At 42.1% G+C, this 17,759-nt stretch carries 19 protein-coding genes; 15 read left to right on the top strand and 4 right to left on the bottom strand.

What is annotated here, in order from left to right:
- Nucleotides 1–191 precede the first annotated feature (191 nt).
- The 12 genes from L1272_RS15495 to purF all read left to right on the top strand — a co-directional run bounded on the left by L1272_RS15495 (nucleotide 192) and on the right by purF (nucleotide 12,009).
- Nucleotides 192–2,984, top strand: a complete 2,793-nt coding sequence (locus tag L1272_RS15495; protein ID WP_054553168.1) for a monovalent cation/H+ antiporter subunit A — start codon at nucleotides 192–194, stop codon at nucleotides 2,982–2,984.
- Nucleotides 2,984–3,328 carry a Na+/H+ antiporter subunit C gene (locus tag L1272_RS15490; RefSeq protein WP_054553167.1) on the top strand — a complete coding sequence of 115 codons (345 nt, stop codon included), beginning with the start codon at nucleotides 2,984–2,986 and terminating at the stop codon, nucleotides 3,326–3,328. The genes L1272_RS15495 and L1272_RS15490 overlap by 1 nt, the downstream gene beginning before the upstream one ends.
- A complete protein-coding gene (locus tag L1272_RS15485) occupies nucleotides 3,325–4,842 on the top strand; it encodes a monovalent cation/H+ antiporter subunit D (RefSeq protein WP_199529208.1) in 1,518 nt (505 codons plus the stop codon). Before L1272_RS15490 ends, L1272_RS15485 begins: the two co-directional genes overlap by 4 nt.
- Complete coding sequence (locus L1272_RS15480; RefSeq protein WP_054553165.1) at nucleotides 4,842–5,378, top strand: Na+/H+ antiporter subunit E; 537 nt, start codon at nucleotides 4,842–4,844, stop codon at nucleotides 5,376–5,378. Before L1272_RS15485 ends, L1272_RS15480 begins: the two co-directional genes overlap by 1 nt.
- Nucleotides 5,372–5,641: a K+/H+ antiporter subunit F gene (locus tag L1272_RS15475; protein ID WP_054553164.1), complete on the top strand. Its 270-nt coding sequence runs from the start codon at nucleotides 5,372–5,374 to the stop codon at nucleotides 5,639–5,641. Before L1272_RS15480 ends, L1272_RS15475 begins: the two co-directional genes overlap by 7 nt.
- Nucleotides 5,642–5,649: 8 nt before the next feature.
- The gene (locus L1272_RS15470; protein ID WP_054553163.1) at nucleotides 5,650–5,982 is read left to right on the top strand and encodes a Na+/H+ antiporter subunit G; all 333 of its coding nucleotides are present in this window, start codon (nucleotides 5,650–5,652) and stop codon (nucleotides 5,980–5,982) included.
- Between the two features lie 141 nt (nucleotides 5,983–6,123).
- The gene (truA, locus tag L1272_RS15465; protein ID WP_235373803.1) at nucleotides 6,124–6,918 is read left to right on the top strand and encodes a tRNA pseudouridine(38-40) synthase TruA; all 795 of its coding nucleotides are present in this window, start codon (nucleotides 6,124–6,126) and stop codon (nucleotides 6,916–6,918) included.
- Between the two features lie 158 nt (nucleotides 6,919–7,076).
- Complete coding sequence (gene accD / locus L1272_RS15460; protein WP_058586313.1) at nucleotides 7,077–7,952, top strand: acetyl-CoA carboxylase, carboxyltransferase subunit beta; 876 nt, start codon at nucleotides 7,077–7,079, stop codon at nucleotides 7,950–7,952.
- Nucleotides 7,953–7,977: 25 nt separating this feature from the next.
- Nucleotides 7,978–9,243 carry a bifunctional tetrahydrofolate synthase/dihydrofolate synthase gene (gene folC, locus L1272_RS15455; protein WP_235373802.1) on the top strand — a complete coding sequence of 422 codons (1,266 nt, stop codon included), beginning with the start codon at nucleotides 7,978–7,980 and terminating at the stop codon, nucleotides 9,241–9,243.
- 11 nt (nucleotides 9,244–9,254) lie between these two features.
- On the top strand, nucleotides 9,255–9,908 hold the full coding sequence (locus L1272_RS15450) for an SPOR domain-containing protein (RefSeq protein ID WP_187490795.1): 654 nt from the start codon (nucleotides 9,255–9,257) through the stop codon (nucleotides 9,906–9,908).
- A 61-nt stretch (nucleotides 9,909–9,969) separates the two neighbouring features.
- Complete coding sequence (locus L1272_RS15445; RefSeq protein ID WP_036969851.1) at nucleotides 9,970–10,464, top strand: CvpA family protein; 495 nt, start codon at nucleotides 9,970–9,972, stop codon at nucleotides 10,462–10,464.
- An 18-nt stretch (nucleotides 10,465–10,482) separates the two neighbouring features.
- Entirely contained in the window at nucleotides 10,483–12,009 is a 1,527-nt protein-coding gene (purF, locus tag L1272_RS15440; RefSeq protein ID WP_054553158.1) for an amidophosphoribosyltransferase, read from the top strand.
- 82 nt (nucleotides 12,010–12,091) lie between these two features.
- On the opposite strand, the gene L1272_RS15435 is transcribed toward purF, so the two are convergent.
- Entirely contained in the window at nucleotides 12,092–12,691 is a 600-nt protein-coding gene (locus L1272_RS15435) for a Yip1 family protein (protein WP_054553157.1), read from the bottom strand.
- 230 nt (nucleotides 12,692–12,921) lie between these two features.
- Here L1272_RS15435 and miaE point away from each other — a divergent pair, with 230 nt between their 5' ends.
- A complete protein-coding gene (gene miaE, locus L1272_RS15430; protein WP_055021736.1) occupies nucleotides 12,922–13,680 on the top strand; it encodes a tRNA isopentenyl-2-thiomethyl-A-37 hydroxylase MiaE in 759 nt (252 codons plus the stop codon).
- Nucleotides 13,681–13,752: 72 nt separating this feature from the next.
- Here the strand turns inward: miaE and L1272_RS15425 are convergent, their stop codons facing one another.
- From L1272_RS15425 to L1272_RS15415, 3 genes are read right to left on the bottom strand one after another with little or no spacing between them, the layout of a single operon-like run.
- On the bottom strand, nucleotides 13,753–14,544 hold the full coding sequence (locus L1272_RS15425) for a transporter substrate-binding domain-containing protein (protein ID WP_235373801.1): 792 nt from the start codon (nucleotides 14,542–14,544) through the stop codon (nucleotides 13,753–13,755).
- A gap of 51 nt (nucleotides 14,545–14,595) precedes the next feature.
- Entirely contained in the window at nucleotides 14,596–15,330 is a 735-nt protein-coding gene (locus L1272_RS15420; protein WP_235373800.1) for a UDP-2,3-diacylglucosamine diphosphatase, read from the bottom strand.
- Nucleotides 15,331–15,385: 55 nt separating this feature from the next.
- Nucleotides 15,386–15,877, bottom strand: a complete 492-nt coding sequence (locus L1272_RS15415) for a peptidylprolyl isomerase (protein ID WP_054553154.1) — start codon at nucleotides 15,875–15,877, stop codon at nucleotides 15,386–15,388.
- Between the two features lie 177 nt (nucleotides 15,878–16,054).
- Between L1272_RS15415 and cysS the strand changes: the two genes are divergently transcribed.
- Nucleotides 16,055–17,434 carry a cysteine--tRNA ligase gene (gene cysS / locus L1272_RS15410; RefSeq protein ID WP_054553153.1) on the top strand — a complete coding sequence of 460 codons (1,380 nt, stop codon included), beginning with the start codon at nucleotides 16,055–16,057 and terminating at the stop codon, nucleotides 17,432–17,434.
- A gap of 137 nt (nucleotides 17,435–17,571) precedes the next feature.
- A partial coding sequence (locus L1272_RS15405) for an EamA family transporter (RefSeq protein ID WP_235373799.1) occupies nucleotides 17,572–17,759 on the top strand: 188 nt, incomplete at its 3' end.

Below are 17,759 nucleotides of genomic sequence, written 5' to 3'. Positions count from 1 at the left end.
TTAGTATGCAAAGTGGTTAAATATTGTGCGAATAGGTGTGTCTCCTATAGACAAAATAGCACCTGATCAGTATAACTATACGCATTGTAAGCTTTTTTTAAGCCAACTTTTGACCATCCAAATGAACAGTACGCAACTAATTAAAACTAGAGCGGTATTGATATTCTTATGACACTAAAAGGCTCCTAATTATGACTTTGCTCTGGATACCCCTGTTATCCTTAATCGGCAGTGTTATTTCATCCTGCACTTCAAAACTAACACGTAACCAAAGCACTGCTTTGACCATGTTAGCGCCTTTGATTGCCCTTGGAATTGTATTTTCGTATACCCCTGCAGTCTTTTCTGGCGAAACAATTCGCTACACTGCTGAGTGGATCCCTCTTTTAAACATGCAAGTCTCGTTTCGACTTGATGGTTTAACTTTACTCTTTCTATATATGATCTTGGGTATCGGTACCCTGGTGATTTTTTATGCGCGTTATTACTTGAGTAGTAGCGACTCAATGCCAAAGCTATACTGCTATTTAATGCTATTTATGACCGCAATGGTCGGCATCGTGATGTCGAATAATGTGATCCAGCTGTGGTTTTTCTGGGAGCTCACCAGTATTAGCTCGTTCTTATTGATTAGCTATTGGTGGCATAAGTCAGAAGCTCGCAAAGGCGCACGCATGGCACTTGCTATTACCGGTGCCGGTGGTCTTGCGTTACTAGCAGGTTTATTACTGATTGGTGATATTGTTGGTAGCTATAATCTTGATGTTATCTTAGCAAGCAAAGCACTTATTCAATCTCATGCACTTTATGAAGCTGCGCTGGTATTAGTGCTTTTGGGTGCATTTACTAAATCTGCACAATTTCCATTTCATTTTTGGTTACCCCATGCGATGGCGGCACCGACACCAGTCAGTGCCTACTTGCACTCTGCAACCATGGTTAAAGCAGGTATCTTTTTATTAGCGCGTTTTTATCCAGCGCTATCAGGCACAGATACTTGGTTTATCTTAGTGGCAATGACGGGTCTGGCGACTTTATTGGTTGGCGCTTACATCGCGTTATTTAAGCATGATTTAAAAGGCTTGCTGGCTTATTCAACAATCAGCCATCTCGGTTTAATTACATTACTCTTAGGTTTAGACACTGAGCTTGCTACAGTGGCTGCTATCTTCCACATCATTAACCACGCAACCTTTAAAGCGTCGTTATTTATGGCAACGGGTATCATTGACCATGAAACTGGCACCCGTGATATGCGTAAACTTAATGGTATGTGGCGATTTATGCCGTATACCGCCACACTTGCTATGGTAGCAGCGGCAGCCATGGCGGGCGTGCCACTGTTAAATGGTTTCTTGTCGAAAGAAATGTTCTTTGCCGAAACACTACACCAGCAAGTGCTTGGCTCTATGTCGTGGTTAATACCAGTGTTAGCGACGATTGCTGGTGCACTCTCTGTCGCGTATTCAGCACGCTTTATTCATGACGTGTTTTTCAATGGCGACCCAATCGATTTGCCAAAACAGCCTCATGAGCCACCGCGCTATATGCGTGTACCAATCGAAATTTTGGTTGTGCTATGTTTACTCGTTGGTATGTTCCCACACTTTGCAGTAAGCGATATTTTAGCTGCGGCGTCTTATGCTGTGCTTGGTGATGCAGCCCCTGATTATAAGCTATCAGTATGGCATGGCTTTAACTTACCACTGTTAATGAGCTTTATTGCTACAAGCGTGGGCGTGATGATTTATGTGCAGCGTAAGCATCTGTTCCATTTCCAAGCTTCATTGCCAACTTTGAATGCTAAAAAAGGCTTTGAGCGTGGCTTATATAGCTTAATTAAGTGGTCACAAGAAAAGATTAAACGTATCGAAAATGGCTCGTTACAGCGCTATGCCTTTGTAATGATTGCGGTGGTGCTCATGTGTGCGGGCTGGCCTTTATTTGAAATGCGCCAGTTAGCGGGAGCAAGTGAGTTAACCCCAATTGATTTCCACAATGCTATTGGTGCCGGCTTACTAATAATTGGTGCGCTGGCAACGGTTATTTGGCACCGCTCACGAATGATATCTTTGATTATGATTTCAATCGTAGGCCTGATGGTGTCTGTTGCATTTACTCGATTCTCTGCGCCAGATTTAGCGCTGACTCAGTTAACGGTTGAAGTTGTTACCGTAATGCTACTGATGCTTGCACTGTTCTTTTTACCACAGCGTACTCCGAAAGAGTCAAGCTCACTGCGTATTCTGCGTGATTTAGGTATTTCATCGGCAATTGGTGTGGTCGTGGCGAGTATTTGTTATGCACTGCTGACAAGACCACTTGAGTCAATTTCTGACTTCTTTGTTGCTAATGCAAAAACTGGCGGTGGTGGTACTAACGTTGTAAACGTTATCCTCGTTGACTTTAGGGGTTTTGATACCCTAGGTGAGATTACCGTATTGGGTATTGCTGCGTTAGGTATTTATAAGCTTCTTATTAACTTGCCGCTGTTTATGCCAGCAAGTGATAGTGAAGGGCGCCCATGGGCAAGAGAGCGTTACCCAATTCTACTGTCGAGTATTTCACAAAGCTTGTTACCACTTGCATTACTTGTGTCTGCGTATATTTTCTTACGTGGTCATAACTTACCAGGTGGAGGCTTTATTGCAGGACTGGTTACCGCGATTGCATTTATTTTGCAATATATGGCTAATGGTTCGCATTGGATTGCAGACAGATTTGACGTGAATTATCGTAAGATTATTGCGTCAGGTATTGCTATTGCATTGTTTACAGGTATTGGAAGTTGGTTCTTCGAACGTCCATTCCTAACAACCTGGTTTGATTATTTTGATATTCCGCTAGTCGGCAAGACAGAACTTGCTAGTGCTATCGTATTTGATTTAGGTGTGTATTTAACTGTTGTAGGTGCAACGCTGATGATTTTAGCAAGTTTAGGTAAATTAACTGCTGATACACCCAAGCAAGAGGTAAATATTTAATGGAAGTATTGTACGCATCATGCGTCGGCGTGCTGGTTGCATGCGGAATTTACTTAATATTGCGGGCTCGTACCTTCCCGGTGGTACTCGGCCTGACTATGTTGTCGTATGCAGTTAACCTGTTTTTATTCTCTTCAGGTCGCTTAACTATTAACAAAGCCGCTGTACTTGGTACAGGTAGTGAGTATGCCGATCCACTCCCTCAAGCACTGGTTTTAACCGCCATTGTAATTGGCTTTGCGATGACCGCTTTTGTGGTTATTTTAGCGATTCGTGGCCGTGCTGACTTGGGTAATGACCATGTTGATGGCCATCTTGTTAAATCATCGAAGGAGCAAAAATGATTCAGCATTTAGCTTCTTTACCGATTTTAATTCCGATGTTGGCAGGCGTTATTTTACTCATGCCGCCATGTGGAAAAAACTTACATATCCGCCGTGTTTCGTCGGTTATTTTGTCGATTGTCACACTCTTGGTAAGTGCTTATTTATTATTCCACGTTAATAATACCGCACCGCTTGTTTACGCAATCGGTGATTGGTCTGCACCATTTGGTATCGTGCTGGTTGCCGATAGACTAGCAACGCTATTGGTGCTACTTACCAGTTTCCTTGGTGCGGTCGTAGTGCTTTACAGCTGTGCTGGCGATGATAAAAAAGGGAGCTTTTTCCATCCGTTAGTGCACTTTTTAGTGTTAGGTGTAAATGGCGCCTTTTTAACGGGCGATGTATTTAACCTGTTCGTATTTTTTGAAGTGCTGTTGATTGCTTCGTATTCATTATTGATGCATGCCGGCAATAAACATAGCACCCGAGCTGCACTGCAATACGTCATTTTAAACCTGATTGGTTCAAGCGTATTCTTAATTGCGCTGGGTGTACTTTATGGTGTGCTAGGCACATTGAACATTGCTGATTTAGCGCAAAAAGTACCACAGCTGACGGGTGACGATGTTTACCTTGCTAAAATAGGCGGCTTGCTGTTAATTGTGGTATTTGCGTTAAAAGGCGCGTTATTACCGTTACATTTATGGCTACCGAATACCTACGCCAGTGCAATGCCATTAGTTGCTGCATTATTCGCGATTATGACCAAAGTCGGTGTGTATGCCATGCTGCGCGTGTATACCGTAATATTTGGTGATAATGCTGGTGAGCTTGCTCACATGGCACAGCCTTGGTTATGGGGCTTAGCACTAGCGACCATCGTAATGGGTGGTATTGGTGTGTTGGCAAGTCAAGATTTTAGAAAGCTCATTGCGAATCTGGTGGTTGTATCTGTAGGTACTTTAGTGGCATTGGTTGCGATTCAAAATGTTGCTGCGACCGCGGCATTACTATACTACTTAGTGCATTCAACCATTATTTGCGCAGCACTATTCTTAATTGCTGATTTAATTGCTCAACAGCGCGGTAAAGTTGCTGACCGGTTAGTCGCAGGGCGCGCCGTTGCACAGCCATATTTACTTGGTACTTGTTTTGTCGTGGCTGCGCTTGCTGTTGTTGGTATGCCACCGTTATCTGGCTTTGTAGGCAAGGTATGGATTTTAAAGAGCACGCTAGATAGCGAAAAAGCCATGTTGTTTTGGCCAATCTACCTAGTGTCTAGTTTAGCGTTATTAGTGGCGGTTTCACGAGCTGGTACCAGCTTATTTTGGGATCACACTCACAAAGACAGTGAAGCAATTGAAGGCACCAAAGCACACCCTGTTAAAGTGATAGCTGTAGTTGCATTACTTGCGTGTTCACCATTAATGGTTGTATTTGCAGGCCCGATTTCAGACTATATGTTAGCAACATCAGAGCAGTTGTTTGATATCAACACTAGCATCAACGCTGTATTACAAGGAGGCCAATAATGCGTTTAGAAGCTCGCTTTCGTTGGTTGCCAACACCATTTCGCAGTGTTTTATTATTCATTGTATGGCTGTTGTTAAATAACAGTGTGTCGCCAGGACACCTGTTTTTAGCTGCATTTTTTGCTATTACTATTCCGTGGATCACTTTCCCATTTCGTGATCCTCAGCCTCTTATTGTAAGGCCGGGTCTTGCGTTTAGGCACTTATTGTTAGTGCTGTACGATATTGTGACTGCTAACTTACAAGTAGCCCTGTTGATCCTTGGGCCAACGAAAAAGTTACGCCCAGGTTTTATCAAAGTACCGTTGGATTTAAGCCATGAAATGCCAATCACTATTTTGGCCAGCACAGTATCTTTAACACCAGGTACAGTGAGCGCAGAGGTTTATCCTATTCCTGAGTCACTCGAAGAGGGCGAAGAAATTCAGCAGCGCTACTTATTGATTCATGTACTCGATTTAGCTGATGAACAAGCGTTAATTAATACTATTAAGCAGCGCTACGAAGCACCGCTTAAGGAGATTTTTCGATGCTAGATACCGTTTTTCTAATTGTTTTTGCAATGATAGCCATATCTTTATTGTTAAACCTATGGCGTTTAATTGTTGGGCCGTCGGTACCTGATCGTATATTGGCTTTAGATACTATGTTCATAAATACCATTGCTTTAATTATTCTTTATGGCATGAGCATGGGCACCGATTTATATTTTGAAGCCGCATTATTAATCGCCATGCTTGGCTTTGTGAGCACTGTAGCTGTATGTAAATACCTGCTGCGTGGCGATATTATTGAATAAGGTAGCAAATGATGAGTGAATGGATTGTATCAATCTTATTATTAATTGGTGGTTGCTTTATTCTTATAGGTTCAATCGGACTTGTGAAAATGCCTGACTTTTTTATGCGCCTGCACGGTCCAACTAAAGCAACAACGCTTGGCATGGCATCACTGCTAATTGCTGCCATGGTGTATTTTAGCTACACCCACGATGGCATCAGTGTGAAAGAAATTTTGATTTCAATTTTCTTACTGATCACCGCACCTATTAGCGGCTATATGCTGATCAAATCAGCCATCCACCATAAGCTTCGTGCTAAAGATGGCACCAAGGGCCTCGATAACATCGAAGAAGATTAATACTAGCTCGCAACAATAGTTAAGCGAGTTGGTGTGATATCTGAGTAACCAGAACAATGTGATCTACGACAGTGGCTTTTATTGCGCTCGTAGATCGCATAAAATGCCCCGTCATTTAGTACAGTAGGTAAATAGAGCATTATGCGAGTAGCACTTGGAGTAGAGTACAACGGCGCGCGTTACAGTGGTTGGCAACGTCAATCACACGTCAATAGCGTACAACAAGAAGTAGAAACGGCGTTGTCGCGTATTTGTAATCATCCAGTCGAAATTGTTTGTGCAGGCCGCACCGATGCGGGTGTACATGGCACTGGGCAGGTGATCCATTTTGATACTCACGCTGAGCGTGAAATGGTCGCGTTTACGATGGGTATGAATACCTTACTGCCAAAAGATATTGCTATTCGCTTTGCCAAGCCTGTAAGCGAAGACTTTCACGCTCGTTTTAGTGCCACAGCGCGTCGTTATCGCTATGTGATTTATAATTACACCTATCGCGGCGCTATCATGAGTGAAGGGGTGACCCATTTTCATCACCCATTAGACGAAACTAAAATGCAAGAAGCCTGTCAGTATTTAATAGGTGAGCATGATTTTACTTCGTTTAGAGCACTACACTGCCAAGCAAATACAGCAAATCGTACTATTCACCATTTATCGGTAAAACGCCAAGGTTATTATGTGATCATTGATATTAAAGCCAATGCGTTTTTACATCACATGGTACGAAACATCACCGGGTGTTTGATGGACATTGGTCTTCATAAGCATGAACCTGTGTGGTTAAAAGAATTACTTGATTTAAAAGAGCGCGCTAAGGCAAGTGCAACAGCAAAAGCCGCTGGCCTTTACTTAGTTGACGTGGATTACCCAGAACATTTTGGCATTCCTAAAACACCATTAGGGCCTTTGTTCTTACCTGATTCAGACAGTTAGACTTTAGTAGACTACTACTAAGACCAGTTTTTTATATCGTCTGCGGGTAATTCATGTTTTAATTGAAAAAATCTGTCTGTTTATTTGTTATCAGAAACACAAGCGAGTGTTTCCAATTAAACAGACTGCGACACAGAACAGCATTAAGAGAGTTGCAAATGAGTTGGTTAGAAAAAATCTTACCTAAAACGACTAAATCGTCAGGTCGTAAAGAAATCCCTGAAGGGGTTTGGGCTAAGTGTACAGACTGTGATTCAATTTTATATAAAGCAGAATTAGAAAAAGCACTCAACGTGTGTCCTAAGTGTGATCACCACATGCGTTTAAGTGGCCGTAAACGTCTTGAAAACTTTTTAGATGATGCTGACCGCCAAGAAATTGGTGCAGAGCACGAACCAAAAGACGTATTAAAGTTTAAAGATTCTAAAAAATACTCTGACCGTATTACCCAAGCACAAAAAGTAAGCGGTGAGAAAGACGCACTTGTAGCAATGAAAGGCCGCCTAAAAGGCATTCCTGTTGCTGCTGTTGCTTTTGAGTTCTCGTTTATGGGTGGTTCAATGGCGTCAGTAGTAGGTGCTCGTTTTGTTGAAGCTGTAGATCAATGTTTAGAGCACGACATGCCACTTATTTGTTTCTCTGCATCAGGCGGCGCACGTATGCAAGAAGCTCTTATGTCATTAATGCAAATGGCTAAAACAAGTGCTGCACTTGCAAAAATGAGCGAAAAAGGCTTACCGTTTATTTCAGTATTAACTGATCCAACAATGGGTGGTGTATCTGCATCACTGGCAATGCTTGGTGATGTAAACGTTGCTGAACCTAAAGCGCTTATCGGTTTTGCGGGTCCTCGCGTAATTGAGCAAACAGTACGTGAAACGCTTCCTGAAGGTTTCCAACGCAGTGAATTCTTGCTAGAGCATGGTGCAATCGACATGATTGTTGACCGTCGTGAAATGCGTGACACCCTTGCACGTATCTTAGCGAAATTTATGAACTTGCCTTCTACTGAACAAGAGCATAGAGTAGCGTAAATTTCAGCTTAACTGATTAAACGCTATGAAAGAAATCCTTCCTAGCCAATCATCAAGCCTTGATGATTGGCTTTGTTATTTAGAAAGTGTCCACCCTGCTAATATCGAAATGGGTTTAGAGCGCGTAGAACGTGTGGCAAACCAAGTCGGCTTACTCGATACATCAAGCAAAATAATCTTAATTGCAGGCACCAACGGTAAAGGGACTACAGCCCGTTGCCTAGAAAGTTTATTACTTGCACAGGGTTACAGTGTGGGTACTTATGCTTCGCCGCATCTTATTCGTTATAACGAGCGCGTACGTATTAATGGCCAAGAGCTTGACGATCAATTCCACGTTGATGCTTTCGATATGCTTGAAAAAGGCCGTGGTGACACGCAGCTTACTTATTTTGAGTACGGTACTTTAGGCGCACTGGCTATTTTCAAACGTCACGCCGTTGATTATGTGCTGCTAGAAGTGGGGCTGGGTGGCCGTTTTGATGCGACTAATATAGTGAACCCACATGCTTGTGTGATCACCACCATAGATTTAGACCATAAAGAATACCTAGGCGATACTCGAGAACTTGTTGGTTACGATAAAGCCGGTATTTTCCGTACCAATACACCGGCTATTGTTGGCGATTTAGCTATTCCGCATACAGTGACTGATTATGGTAATGAAATTAACGCTGATATGGTGCTATCAGGCCAAGACTTCATATTCACAGAAGATAATGAAGGCTTTAACTGGCAGTACCAAGGTAACGATTGGCGCTTAGCTAAGCCTGCTATCCCTTGTCAAAATGCAGCAACTGCGTTGACCCTACTTGCAAAACTTGAGCTATTGCCAAGTGAGCAACAAGTGCGTGATTGCTTGGCGAATCTAACTGTAGAAGGGCGCTTTCAGCAGTTAAGTCAGCAGCCGTTTGTTTTTACCGATGTTGCACATAATCCTGAGTCAGCTCGATATTTGGCACGCAAATTAAGCGTGTATAAAGATCAAGGGTTTAAAATTCATGCATTAGTCGCTATGCTTGCAGATAAAGATAAAGTGGCTGCAATGTCGGCCGTGGCAAATGTTGTTGACCAGTGGTCGTTAGCAAGCTTAGATTGTTTTCGCGGCGACAAAGTTGAGAATCTTGCTAAAGCACTAGCCGAAACCACATCAACAGCGCCTAGTACGCACTATGAGAGTGTTGAAACTGCGCTAGATACATTATTACCAAATGTTGATGAAAACACGTTAGTGATAGTGTTCGGTTCGTTTATAACTGTGGCTGCAGCCATCAATTACTTTAAAAAATAGAGAGGAAATCGGTGAACGCAGGGTTTATTAATCGCTTAGTAGGCACCACGATTGTGGTTGTGGCGGCTATTGTCTTCATTCCAAACATTTTGGATGGTGAGAAGGTTCATTATAAAGAAGGCTTTAAAGCTATTCCTGAACGCCCTGAGTTCACTACGATAGACTTGCAAGAGGTGATTGATAATAAAGTCGCCTCTGCCGAGCAACCTTCGCAAATTCCGGTTGAAGATACGCAAGCAAACGACGCTGATCTTGTCGCAAATGAAACCCAGCAAATTGATACTGCGCCGCAAATGGTTGAAGCTTCTATCGATGAGCCGGTAATTAACAAAGCTGAGCCAAAAGTTGCAGTGCAAGAGCCTGCCAAGCCAGTCGCTAAAGCCCCTGAACCAACCCGTAAGCCAGAAGAAAACCTCACACAAATGGCTTATGTTATTCAACTGGGTAGTTTTTCTCACGCACCTAATGTGAAATCACTGCAAGAAAAATTAAAAGCGAATGGTTTCAAAACCTTTACGCGTCCAATCAAAACCCCGAACGGCACACTGACAAAAGTCTTTGTAGGTCCTTCACTTAGCAAGAAAGAGTTAGAAAGTAAGCTTCCTGAGTTAAAGCAGTTAACCAAGTTAAACGGCAAAGTTACTCAGTTTGAAATTACAAAATGATCTGGCATTTTGAGTATACCTCTTATAGAATGCGCCCCAAATTAACGACTAGTTGGTTCTTATGATCTGGGTTGATTACGCCATACTTGGCATTATTGCACTATCCACTATCATCGGCTTAATACGTGGCTTTGTAAAAGAAGCAATGTCATTAGCTGTATGGGCTGGCGCATTTATCATCTCTAGTTTGTTTTACCAATATTTAGCATCCTTCCTAACAAGTATTTCAGAACCCCTTTTAAGAAATGCAGCCGCAATAGCCATATTATTCTTTGCGACACTCCTGTTGGGTGGGTTACTAAACTATATTTTAGGTGAACTTGTACAACGTACTGGTTTATCTGGCACAGACCGTGTTTTCGGCATAGTGTTTGGTGCTCTTCGTGGCGTGTTGGTCGTAAGCGCGTTACTCTTCTTTCTTGATGCTTTTACCGGTGCACCTAATACGCATTGGTGGGGCAACTCTATTTTGATTCCAGAATTTGGCTTTGTTGTTGAGTGGTTCTTCTCGTACCTCGAAAACAACTCGAGCTTTTTAAATTCTGTAAACCGTTAATCGGCGAGGATAAATTTAATGTGTGGTATCGTTGGCATAGTCGGAACTTCTCCTGTTAATCAGGCGTTATATGACGGCTTAACTGTTTTGCAACACCGCGGTCAAGATGCAGCTGGCATCATTACCATTGAAAACAACACGTTTAGCTTACGTAAAGCCAATGGCCTTGTAAAAGATGTATTTCATACACGTCATATGAAACGTCTGCAAGGTACAATTGGTATTGGCCATGTTCGCTACCCGACAGCTGGTTCTTCTAGCTCGTCTGAAGCGCAACCTTTCTATGTTAACTCGCCATTTGGTATCGCACTTGCGCACAATGGTAACTTAACAAACGCAGAAGCATTAAAGCAGCAATTATTTTCAGAAGCTCGCCGTCATGTTAATACAACATCTGACTCTGAAATTTTACTTAACATCGTGGCGCATGAGTTAAGCAAATCTAATAAGCTAAAACTTGATGCTGAAGATATCTTCACTGCGATTACTGAAGTGAATAATAAAGTAACCGGTGGTTATGCAACGATTGCAATGATCATCGGTCACGGTATTGTTGCGTTTCGTGATCCGAACGGTATTCGCCCATTAGTATTTGGTAAGCGTGAAACTGCAAATGGTACTGAGTACATGTTTGCATCAGAAAGCGTTGCTTTAAAAACAGATGGTTTTGAGTTTGTTCGTGACGTTGCACCAGGTGAAGCAATTTACGTAACTGAAGATGGTCAACTTTTCTCGCAAGCGTGTGCTGAAAAAGCAACTTACTCGCCGTGTATCTTTGAGTTTGTTTACTTTGCGCGCCCAGATTCAACAATTGACCGTATGTCTGTTTATGCAACACGTGTAAACATGGGTACTAAGTTAGGTGAGAAAATCGCACGTGAATGGGCTGACAAAGACATCGACGTGGTTATTCCAATCCCAGAAACATCATGTGACGTAGCACTAGAGATTGCATCAGCTCTTAACCTGCCATACCGCCAAGGTTTTGTTAAAAACCGCTACATTGGCCGTACGTTTATCATGCCAGGTCAAGAAATGCGTAAGAAGTCAGTTCGTCAAAAACTGAATGCCATTGACCGTGAGTTCAAAGGTAAAAACGTATTACTTGTTGATGACTCAATTGTTCGTGGTACAACGTCAGCGCAAATCGTTGAAATGGCCCGAGAGTCAGGTGCGAAGAACGTTTACTTCGCATCAGCAGCGCCAGAGATTCGCTTCCCGAACGTATATGGTATCGACATGCCATCGGCAGCTGAGCTAATTGCTCATGGCCGTGAAGTTGAAGATATCAACGCCAGCATTGGTGCAGATGGTCTTATCTATCAATCGCTAGATGACTTAATCTCAGCAGTAAGCCAAGAAAACCCAGAAATCACCCGTTTTGAAACATCAGTATTCGATGGTCAATACATCACCGGTGATATCGACCAAGATTACCTAAACCACATTGACCGTTTACGTAATGATTCAGCGAAATCAACCCGTGAAAACGCCATGTCAGCGAGTTTAGAGTTGCACAATCAAGAAGAGAACAGTGCTGATTAATCAGCCTTGATTTGATTGGTATAAAAAAGGAGCTTTACAGCTCCTTTTTTGTTTATGGAAAGAAAGGAAAATAACAATGAACTTAAGTAAACATAGGGTGGACAATTCCGTTAGTCCATAAAATAGCTGTGGCAGCCAAAATAATTACCAGTAAGATCAGCCCACAGGTGACTACTGAACTGGCATAGATAAAACCTCGCTCTTCAGGAATATGCATTAAAATTGGCACTCCTGTATAGAGCAAGTAAACTGAGTAGGCCAGTGCTACAAGACCTACACACACCACAAACCATAGCTCAGGTAAGAATGCCGCAAATGAAGACATAAATACTGGCGTGGCTGTATACGCAGCAAGTTCTAGGGTTTGTGTAAAGGTGGGTTTTGCACCAAAGGTCACTGCCATCCAATGAGCTAAGTATGCAAGTGCAAACACGCCCGCAATTAGTGCAAAGTACATCGCAACCGCGATAAGTAATGCACTATCATGGGTTAGATATACTGCTTCACCTGCGCCAATACTCCAGCCCAAATAAACTGATGAATAGTAGCCCATGAGTGAAGGGATACAAGCAATTAATAAAATGTGCGATAAGCTATAGCGCAAGCTTTCGTGACGGTTATCAATTGTCTGCCATTCTTCGAGTGGGTGAGCGTATAAGCCCCATAAGTGGTTTAGAATCATAATCATTGCCCCTGTAAAAAAGGAATATGAGCTGTTTTATTTTTGTACAGCTTTGATTAAGTTATGGTTCAGTAATTAAATCTTGTCAAGAAGCTGAAATAATCGATATAGCCGATTAAATGTAACTCTTTAGTGCATATAGAAAATTACTTTGCACTGATGTGGGTCATGGAATGCGGGCTAATTTATGTGATAAAATCGAATTAAGATTTTTGATGAGAAGTTATTCAGTGCCTTATTCTGATTTATTAGCGCCCATTCATTCTTTTTTAAAGTGCGAAACGCCTGATGAGTGGATTGCTGCGGCAACCAAAAAAGAAAACTTAGATGTGGTTTTAATTGATCACCTAATTTGTGAATTAAAAGCAGCTCAGTCTGCGATGTTTTTAATTCGTAAGTATGCAGTTGATAAAGAAAGTAGTGATGCGTTGCTTGAGTGGTTAAAACCCTTTGAAACGCTTGTTTATAAGCGTGAAGGGGATTGGCGAGAGCTTGCAGATAAAAACAAGCTGACTAAATCAATGATCCCAAAATCGAATTCACCTTATGGGCAAGACCTTATCGATAAAATGGTGATGCTTATAAAAGAAGAGCTCCATCACTTTTATCAAGTGCTTGAGATCATGGATGAATACGGCATTGAATATAAAAGCATTACCCCATGTCGTTATGCCAAAGGAATGCTGCGCCATGTAAAAACTTACGAGCCTGATGCTTTGGTAGATAAATTAATTATCGGTGCTTACATCGAAGCCCGCTCATGCGAGCGTTTTGCTAAATTAGCCCCGCATGTTGATAAGCGCTTAGGTGACTTTTATATTTCACTACTGCGCTCTGAAGCGCGTCATTACCAAGACTATTTAACTCTTGCACAAGAAATCAGTGAGTTTGATATCACGGAGCGTGTGGAATTTTTTGGTCAGCTTGAAGCTGAGCTTATATCAACTCCTGACGAAGACTTTAAATTTCATAGTGGTGTGCCAGCTTAGGTAAGCTTTTTTGAGTACCTATGTATTACAAGTAAGCTCAGTTCCTTAAAATTTGAATTCTTATTACCGCAACTAGCGCGGGTTTCTGCTTAATAATTGAGTTAATTGACGAGTTTGCTCGTCAGTAAACTCATAGCTTTGAAGAATTTCTTCTAGTTCACCTGAAGCCACAATCGCTTTTAGACCTAAATGTAAGCTACGTTGAAATTGCTTTGCTTGGGGATGATGTTTGTCGCTGATCACGTGTAAATTTTGCGTAGCTAAAGTCGGGGTAATATATTCAACTTCTACTTGCTTTGCTTGTTGTAACCGCTCGCTGTTGCTGAGCCAATACAAAGCGACTTCTTTTGTGCCTGCAACTAAATCAACGCGGCCATGTTTTAGTAGTAATAAGCTATCAATTAAGCTATCAGTGGTTGTTACAGTAAGCTCTGGGTGTTGTTCAAACTCTGGGCTAACTGCATAGTCTTCTCCTTTACTAATCGTATAGGGTTTTAGTGAATATAGTGAGCCAGTAAAAGTTATCTCGCTGCCTGCGCGTTTAAAAAGTACTGTGTGAGCTGTCGCAAGAGGTTGTGAATAAATAAAGCTTCGCGTTCTTAACTCAGTATAATAAGCTCCGAGTACTGCCACACGTCTATGTCGTTTTGCCAGTTTTAATGCTCGAGCCCATTGAGTATATTCGATAGAGGCTTTTTGATTTTGTGTTTTCAGTGCTGCGATGATCACTTCATGAAGCCAGCCAGGCTTGTGTTGTTCACCAATAAAATAGGGTGGGAATGGTTCAGTGACCAATTGCCAAGTTTGGCAGTGGACTGAAAAGCTGAACAGTAAACAGCAACAGAAAAGGCTTAATCGGTTCATAAACAGAGAAGGTATTTAACATTACTGTTTACAGCATAGTTAAAAATACGCTTATTTAAAGGGCGTATGGACTAGTTTTTGTTTTTCAGGAGTAGCTCTTAAGTATGAACCTTGTTCATACCAGTCACCCAGTACAGTGCGGGTTAGCGTTTTACCATTTATATTATAGTGATGCACATTGGGGCGGTGGGTATGACCGTGGATCATATTAGCAACCTGATGCTTTTCAAACATGGCTAAAACCGCATCTTCAGTTACATCTAAAATCTCTAATGCTTTGCCAGCTTGGCTTTGTTTTGATTTTTCGCGGGCGTTGCGGGCAATTTTCTTACGATACCAAAGCGGCATAGCAAGCATTAGTTTTGGCCACCACCAACCACGGCTTTTTTTACGAAACTTTTGGTATTCAATATCTTGAGTGCACATTTCATCACCGTGCAAGATAACTGTAGGAGTTCCGTATAAATCAATAACAACTTGTTCAGGTAGTAAAGTCATACTTGCGCTTTTAGCATAGTCTTCTCGCATAATGAAATCGCGATTACCATGGATAAAAAACACCTCAGTACCACTTTCACTGACTTGGCTTAAACGTGCGGCAACACTCTTTGAAAGGTCAGTTTGATAGTCATCACCGACCCATACTTCAAAAAAATCACCCAAAATATACAGCGCATCAACGTCATCATTAATAATCTTGTTATCAAGAAAACCAAAAAATGCCGCGGTGATGTCTGGGCGGTTTTCTGTTAAATGGAGGTCGGCAATAAAATAACTTTGTTTCATGGTTACTCGCAAAAAAGCGGGCAACAGGCCCGCTTAAAAAGACTAAACGATTAAATTAGCTAACCGTTACTTTTTCGATGATGACATCTTCAAGAGGTACGTCTTGGTGGAAACCAGCGCTGCCAGTAGCAACACCTTTGATTTTGTTTACCACGTCCATACCTTCAACAACTTCTGCGAACACGCAGTAGCCCCAGCCTTGTGATGTTTCACTGCTGAAGTTTAAGAAGTCATTGTCGTTAACGTTAATGAAGAACTGCGCAGTCGCTGAATGTGGATCCGGCGTACGTGCCATTGCTAATGTGCCCACTTTATTTGCAAGGCCGTTGTTTGCTTCATTTTCGATAGGGTTGTTTACTTCTTTTTGAACCATACCCGGCTCAAAACCACCGCCTTGTACCATAAAACCATCGATTACACGGTGGAAGATAGTACCGTTGTAAAAGCCAGCGCTGGCATACTCTAAGAAGTTTTTAACTGTGTTTGGTGCATCGCTTTCGTGCATCTTGATAGTGATGTCACCAAAGTTTGTGTGTAGTACAACCATGAGGTTTCCTATATCAGGTTTAATAATGGGGCTATTTTATAGTAGTTGTGTTTGATTAACAAAGAGCTTGTTTAAAACGATTAACAAACTGCTTATTCAATTGATAAAGCGCTAGAGCAGCGGCTTTGCAAGTGTTACCATAGAGAATCTCAAAACACCGTTAAGGACATTTTATAAATGGTACAAATTTACAACACACTTACGCGACAAAAAGAGCAGTTTAAACCCCTTGTTGATGGCAAAATCGACATGTACGTGTGTGGTATCACCATTTATGATTACTGTCACATCGGTCATGCTCGTACTTTCGTTGGTTTTGACGTGATTGTGCGTTACCTACGCCACATCGGTTACGATTTAAAATATGTTCGTAACATCACAGATGTTGATGACAAAATCATTAAGCGTGCTAACGAAAATGGTGAGTCAATTAATGACTTAACGACTCGTATGACTAAAGCCATGCATGAAGATTTCGACAGCTTAAATATGCTGCGTCCAGATGTTGAGCCTACAGTAACAAACCATATGGATGAAATCATCGCGATGGTTGAGCGTCTAATTGCCAAAGGCCATGCGTATGTTGCTGCAGATGGTGATGTATTGTTTGACGTATCAACTTTTGAGCAATATGGTGCTTTATCACAACAAGACTTAACCATGCTACAGGCTGGTTCACGTGTTGAAGTTGCACAAGATAAGCAAGATCCACTTGATTTCGTGCTTTGGAAAAAAGCCAAGCCAGAAGAGCCGTCATGGTCTTCACCATGGGGTGAGGGTCGTCCTGGTTGGCATATCGAATGTTCAGCAATGAGCTCTAAGCACTTAGGCGAACATTTTGATATTCACGGTGGTGGTTCAGATTTACAGTTCCCGCACCATGAAAACGAAATTGCTCAGTCATGCTGTGCAAATAACGGCAAGTACGTGAATACGTGGATCCACACAGGGATGGTACAGGTTAATAAAGAGAAGATGTCTAAGTCATTAAACAACTTCTTTACCGTACGTGACGTATTAAAAGAGTACGATGCTGAATCAGTTCGTTATTTCTTAATATCAGGTCATTACCGTAGCCAGCTTAACTATTCGCAAGAAAACCTTGAGCAAGCACGTTCGTCACTTGAACGTATTTACACTGCACTGCGCGGGGTAACGCCAATCGAATGCGATTTAGCTAGCAATGAATATGTGGCTAAATTCAGAAAAGCGATGGATGATGACTTCAACACACCAGAAGCACTACCCGTGTTATTTGAACTAGCAAAAGAGCTAAACCGTGTTAAAGACAGTGATGCAGAGCAAGCTGGTAAGCTCGCTTATGTACTACGCAGTGTTGCAGAGGTATTAGGGGTAGCACAACAAGATCCAGAAGCCTTTTTACAAGGTGGCCAAGCTGATGATGAAGTAGCACACATCGAAGCGTTAATAGCAAAACGTAATGAAGCCCGCGCAAACAAAGATTGGGCGGCAGCTGATGAAGCCCGCGATGCATTGAATGCACTTGGTGTGGTACTCGAAGATTCTGCTGGTAAAACAACGTGGCGTAAAGCCTAAGTATCCATCGAAAGATAACTCATTAAAAAAGGTTGCCAACGAGGCAACCTTTTTTGTTTTTAACTCGATACAGCTATTGACCTCAACTTTACTTGAGGTTTTACCTTGTCATCTCTTCGTATTAACAAGGACAGACATTGAATATTTTATTTGCCATGATCCCCGCCTTTTTATGGGGCACCACCTATGCCTTGACCAAATATGCCACACCTGATTGGCCGCCACTTTTATTAGGCGCATTGCGTGCACTACCTGCAGGGTTGTTACTTTTATTACTTAAACCTAGTTTGCCAACCCGTTCGCAGTGGCCAAGTTTGTTAACGCT

Origin of the sequence: Pseudoalteromonas sp. PAST1, from assembly GCF_021532515.1 — a bacterium.
Classification (GTDB): Bacteria; Pseudomonadota; Gammaproteobacteria; order Enterobacterales; family Alteromonadaceae; genus Pseudoalteromonas; species Pseudoalteromonas simplex.
The sequence above is the reverse complement of the archived record's forward strand: the minus strand, read 5'-3'. Positions and strand labels throughout refer to the sequence as shown.

What these genes read in the sequence shown, in the direction of transcription:
- L1272_RS15435 (WP_054553157.1), bottom strand. Translation starts at nt 12,691, where the DNA reads ATGATTCTAAACCACTTATGGGGCTTATACGCTCACCCACTCGAAGAA.
- L1272_RS15490 (WP_054553167.1), top strand. Translation starts at nt 2,984, where the DNA reads ATGGAAGTATTGTACGCATCATGCGTCGGCGTGCTGGTTGCATGCGGA.
- L1272_RS15475 (WP_054553164.1), top strand. Translation starts at nt 5,372, where the DNA reads ATGCTAGATACCGTTTTTCTAATTGTTTTTGCAATGATAGCCATATCT.
- purF (WP_054553158.1), top strand. Translation starts at nt 10,483, where the DNA reads ATGTGTGGTATCGTTGGCATAGTCGGAACTTCTCCTGTTAATCAGGCG.
- L1272_RS15445 (WP_036969851.1), top strand. Translation starts at nt 9,970, where the DNA reads ATGATCTGGGTTGATTACGCCATACTTGGCATTATTGCACTATCCACT.
- L1272_RS15480 (WP_054553165.1), top strand. Translation starts at nt 4,842, where the DNA reads ATGCGTTTAGAAGCTCGCTTTCGTTGGTTGCCAACACCATTTCGCAGT.
- L1272_RS15420 (WP_235373800.1), bottom strand. Translation starts at nt 15,330, where the DNA reads ATGAAACAAAGTTATTTTATTGCCGACCTCCATTTAACAGAAAACCGC.
- L1272_RS15495 (WP_054553168.1), top strand. Translation starts at nt 192, where the DNA reads ATGACTTTGCTCTGGATACCCCTGTTATCCTTAATCGGCAGTGTTATT.
- folC (WP_235373802.1), top strand. Translation starts at nt 7,978, where the DNA reads ATGAAAGAAATCCTTCCTAGCCAATCATCAAGCCTTGATGATTGGCTT.
- L1272_RS15485 (WP_199529208.1), top strand. Translation starts at nt 3,325, where the DNA reads ATGATTCAGCATTTAGCTTCTTTACCGATTTTAATTCCGATGTTGGCA.
- L1272_RS15470 (WP_054553163.1), top strand. Translation starts at nt 5,650, where the DNA reads ATGATGAGTGAATGGATTGTATCAATCTTATTATTAATTGGTGGTTGC.
- accD (WP_058586313.1), top strand. Translation starts at nt 7,077, where the DNA reads ATGAGTTGGTTAGAAAAAATCTTACCTAAAACGACTAAATCGTCAGGT.
- truA (WP_235373803.1), top strand. Translation starts at nt 6,124, where the DNA reads ATGCGAGTAGCACTTGGAGTAGAGTACAACGGCGCGCGTTACAGTGGT.
- cysS (WP_054553153.1), top strand. Translation starts at nt 16,055, where the DNA reads ATGGTACAAATTTACAACACACTTACGCGACAAAAAGAGCAGTTTAAA.
- L1272_RS15415 (WP_054553154.1), bottom strand. Translation starts at nt 15,877, where the DNA reads ATGGTTGTACTACACACAAACTTTGGTGACATCACTATCAAGATGCAC.
- L1272_RS15425 (WP_235373801.1), bottom strand. Translation starts at nt 14,544, where the DNA reads ATGAACCGATTAAGCCTTTTCTGTTGCTGTTTACTGTTCAGCTTTTCA.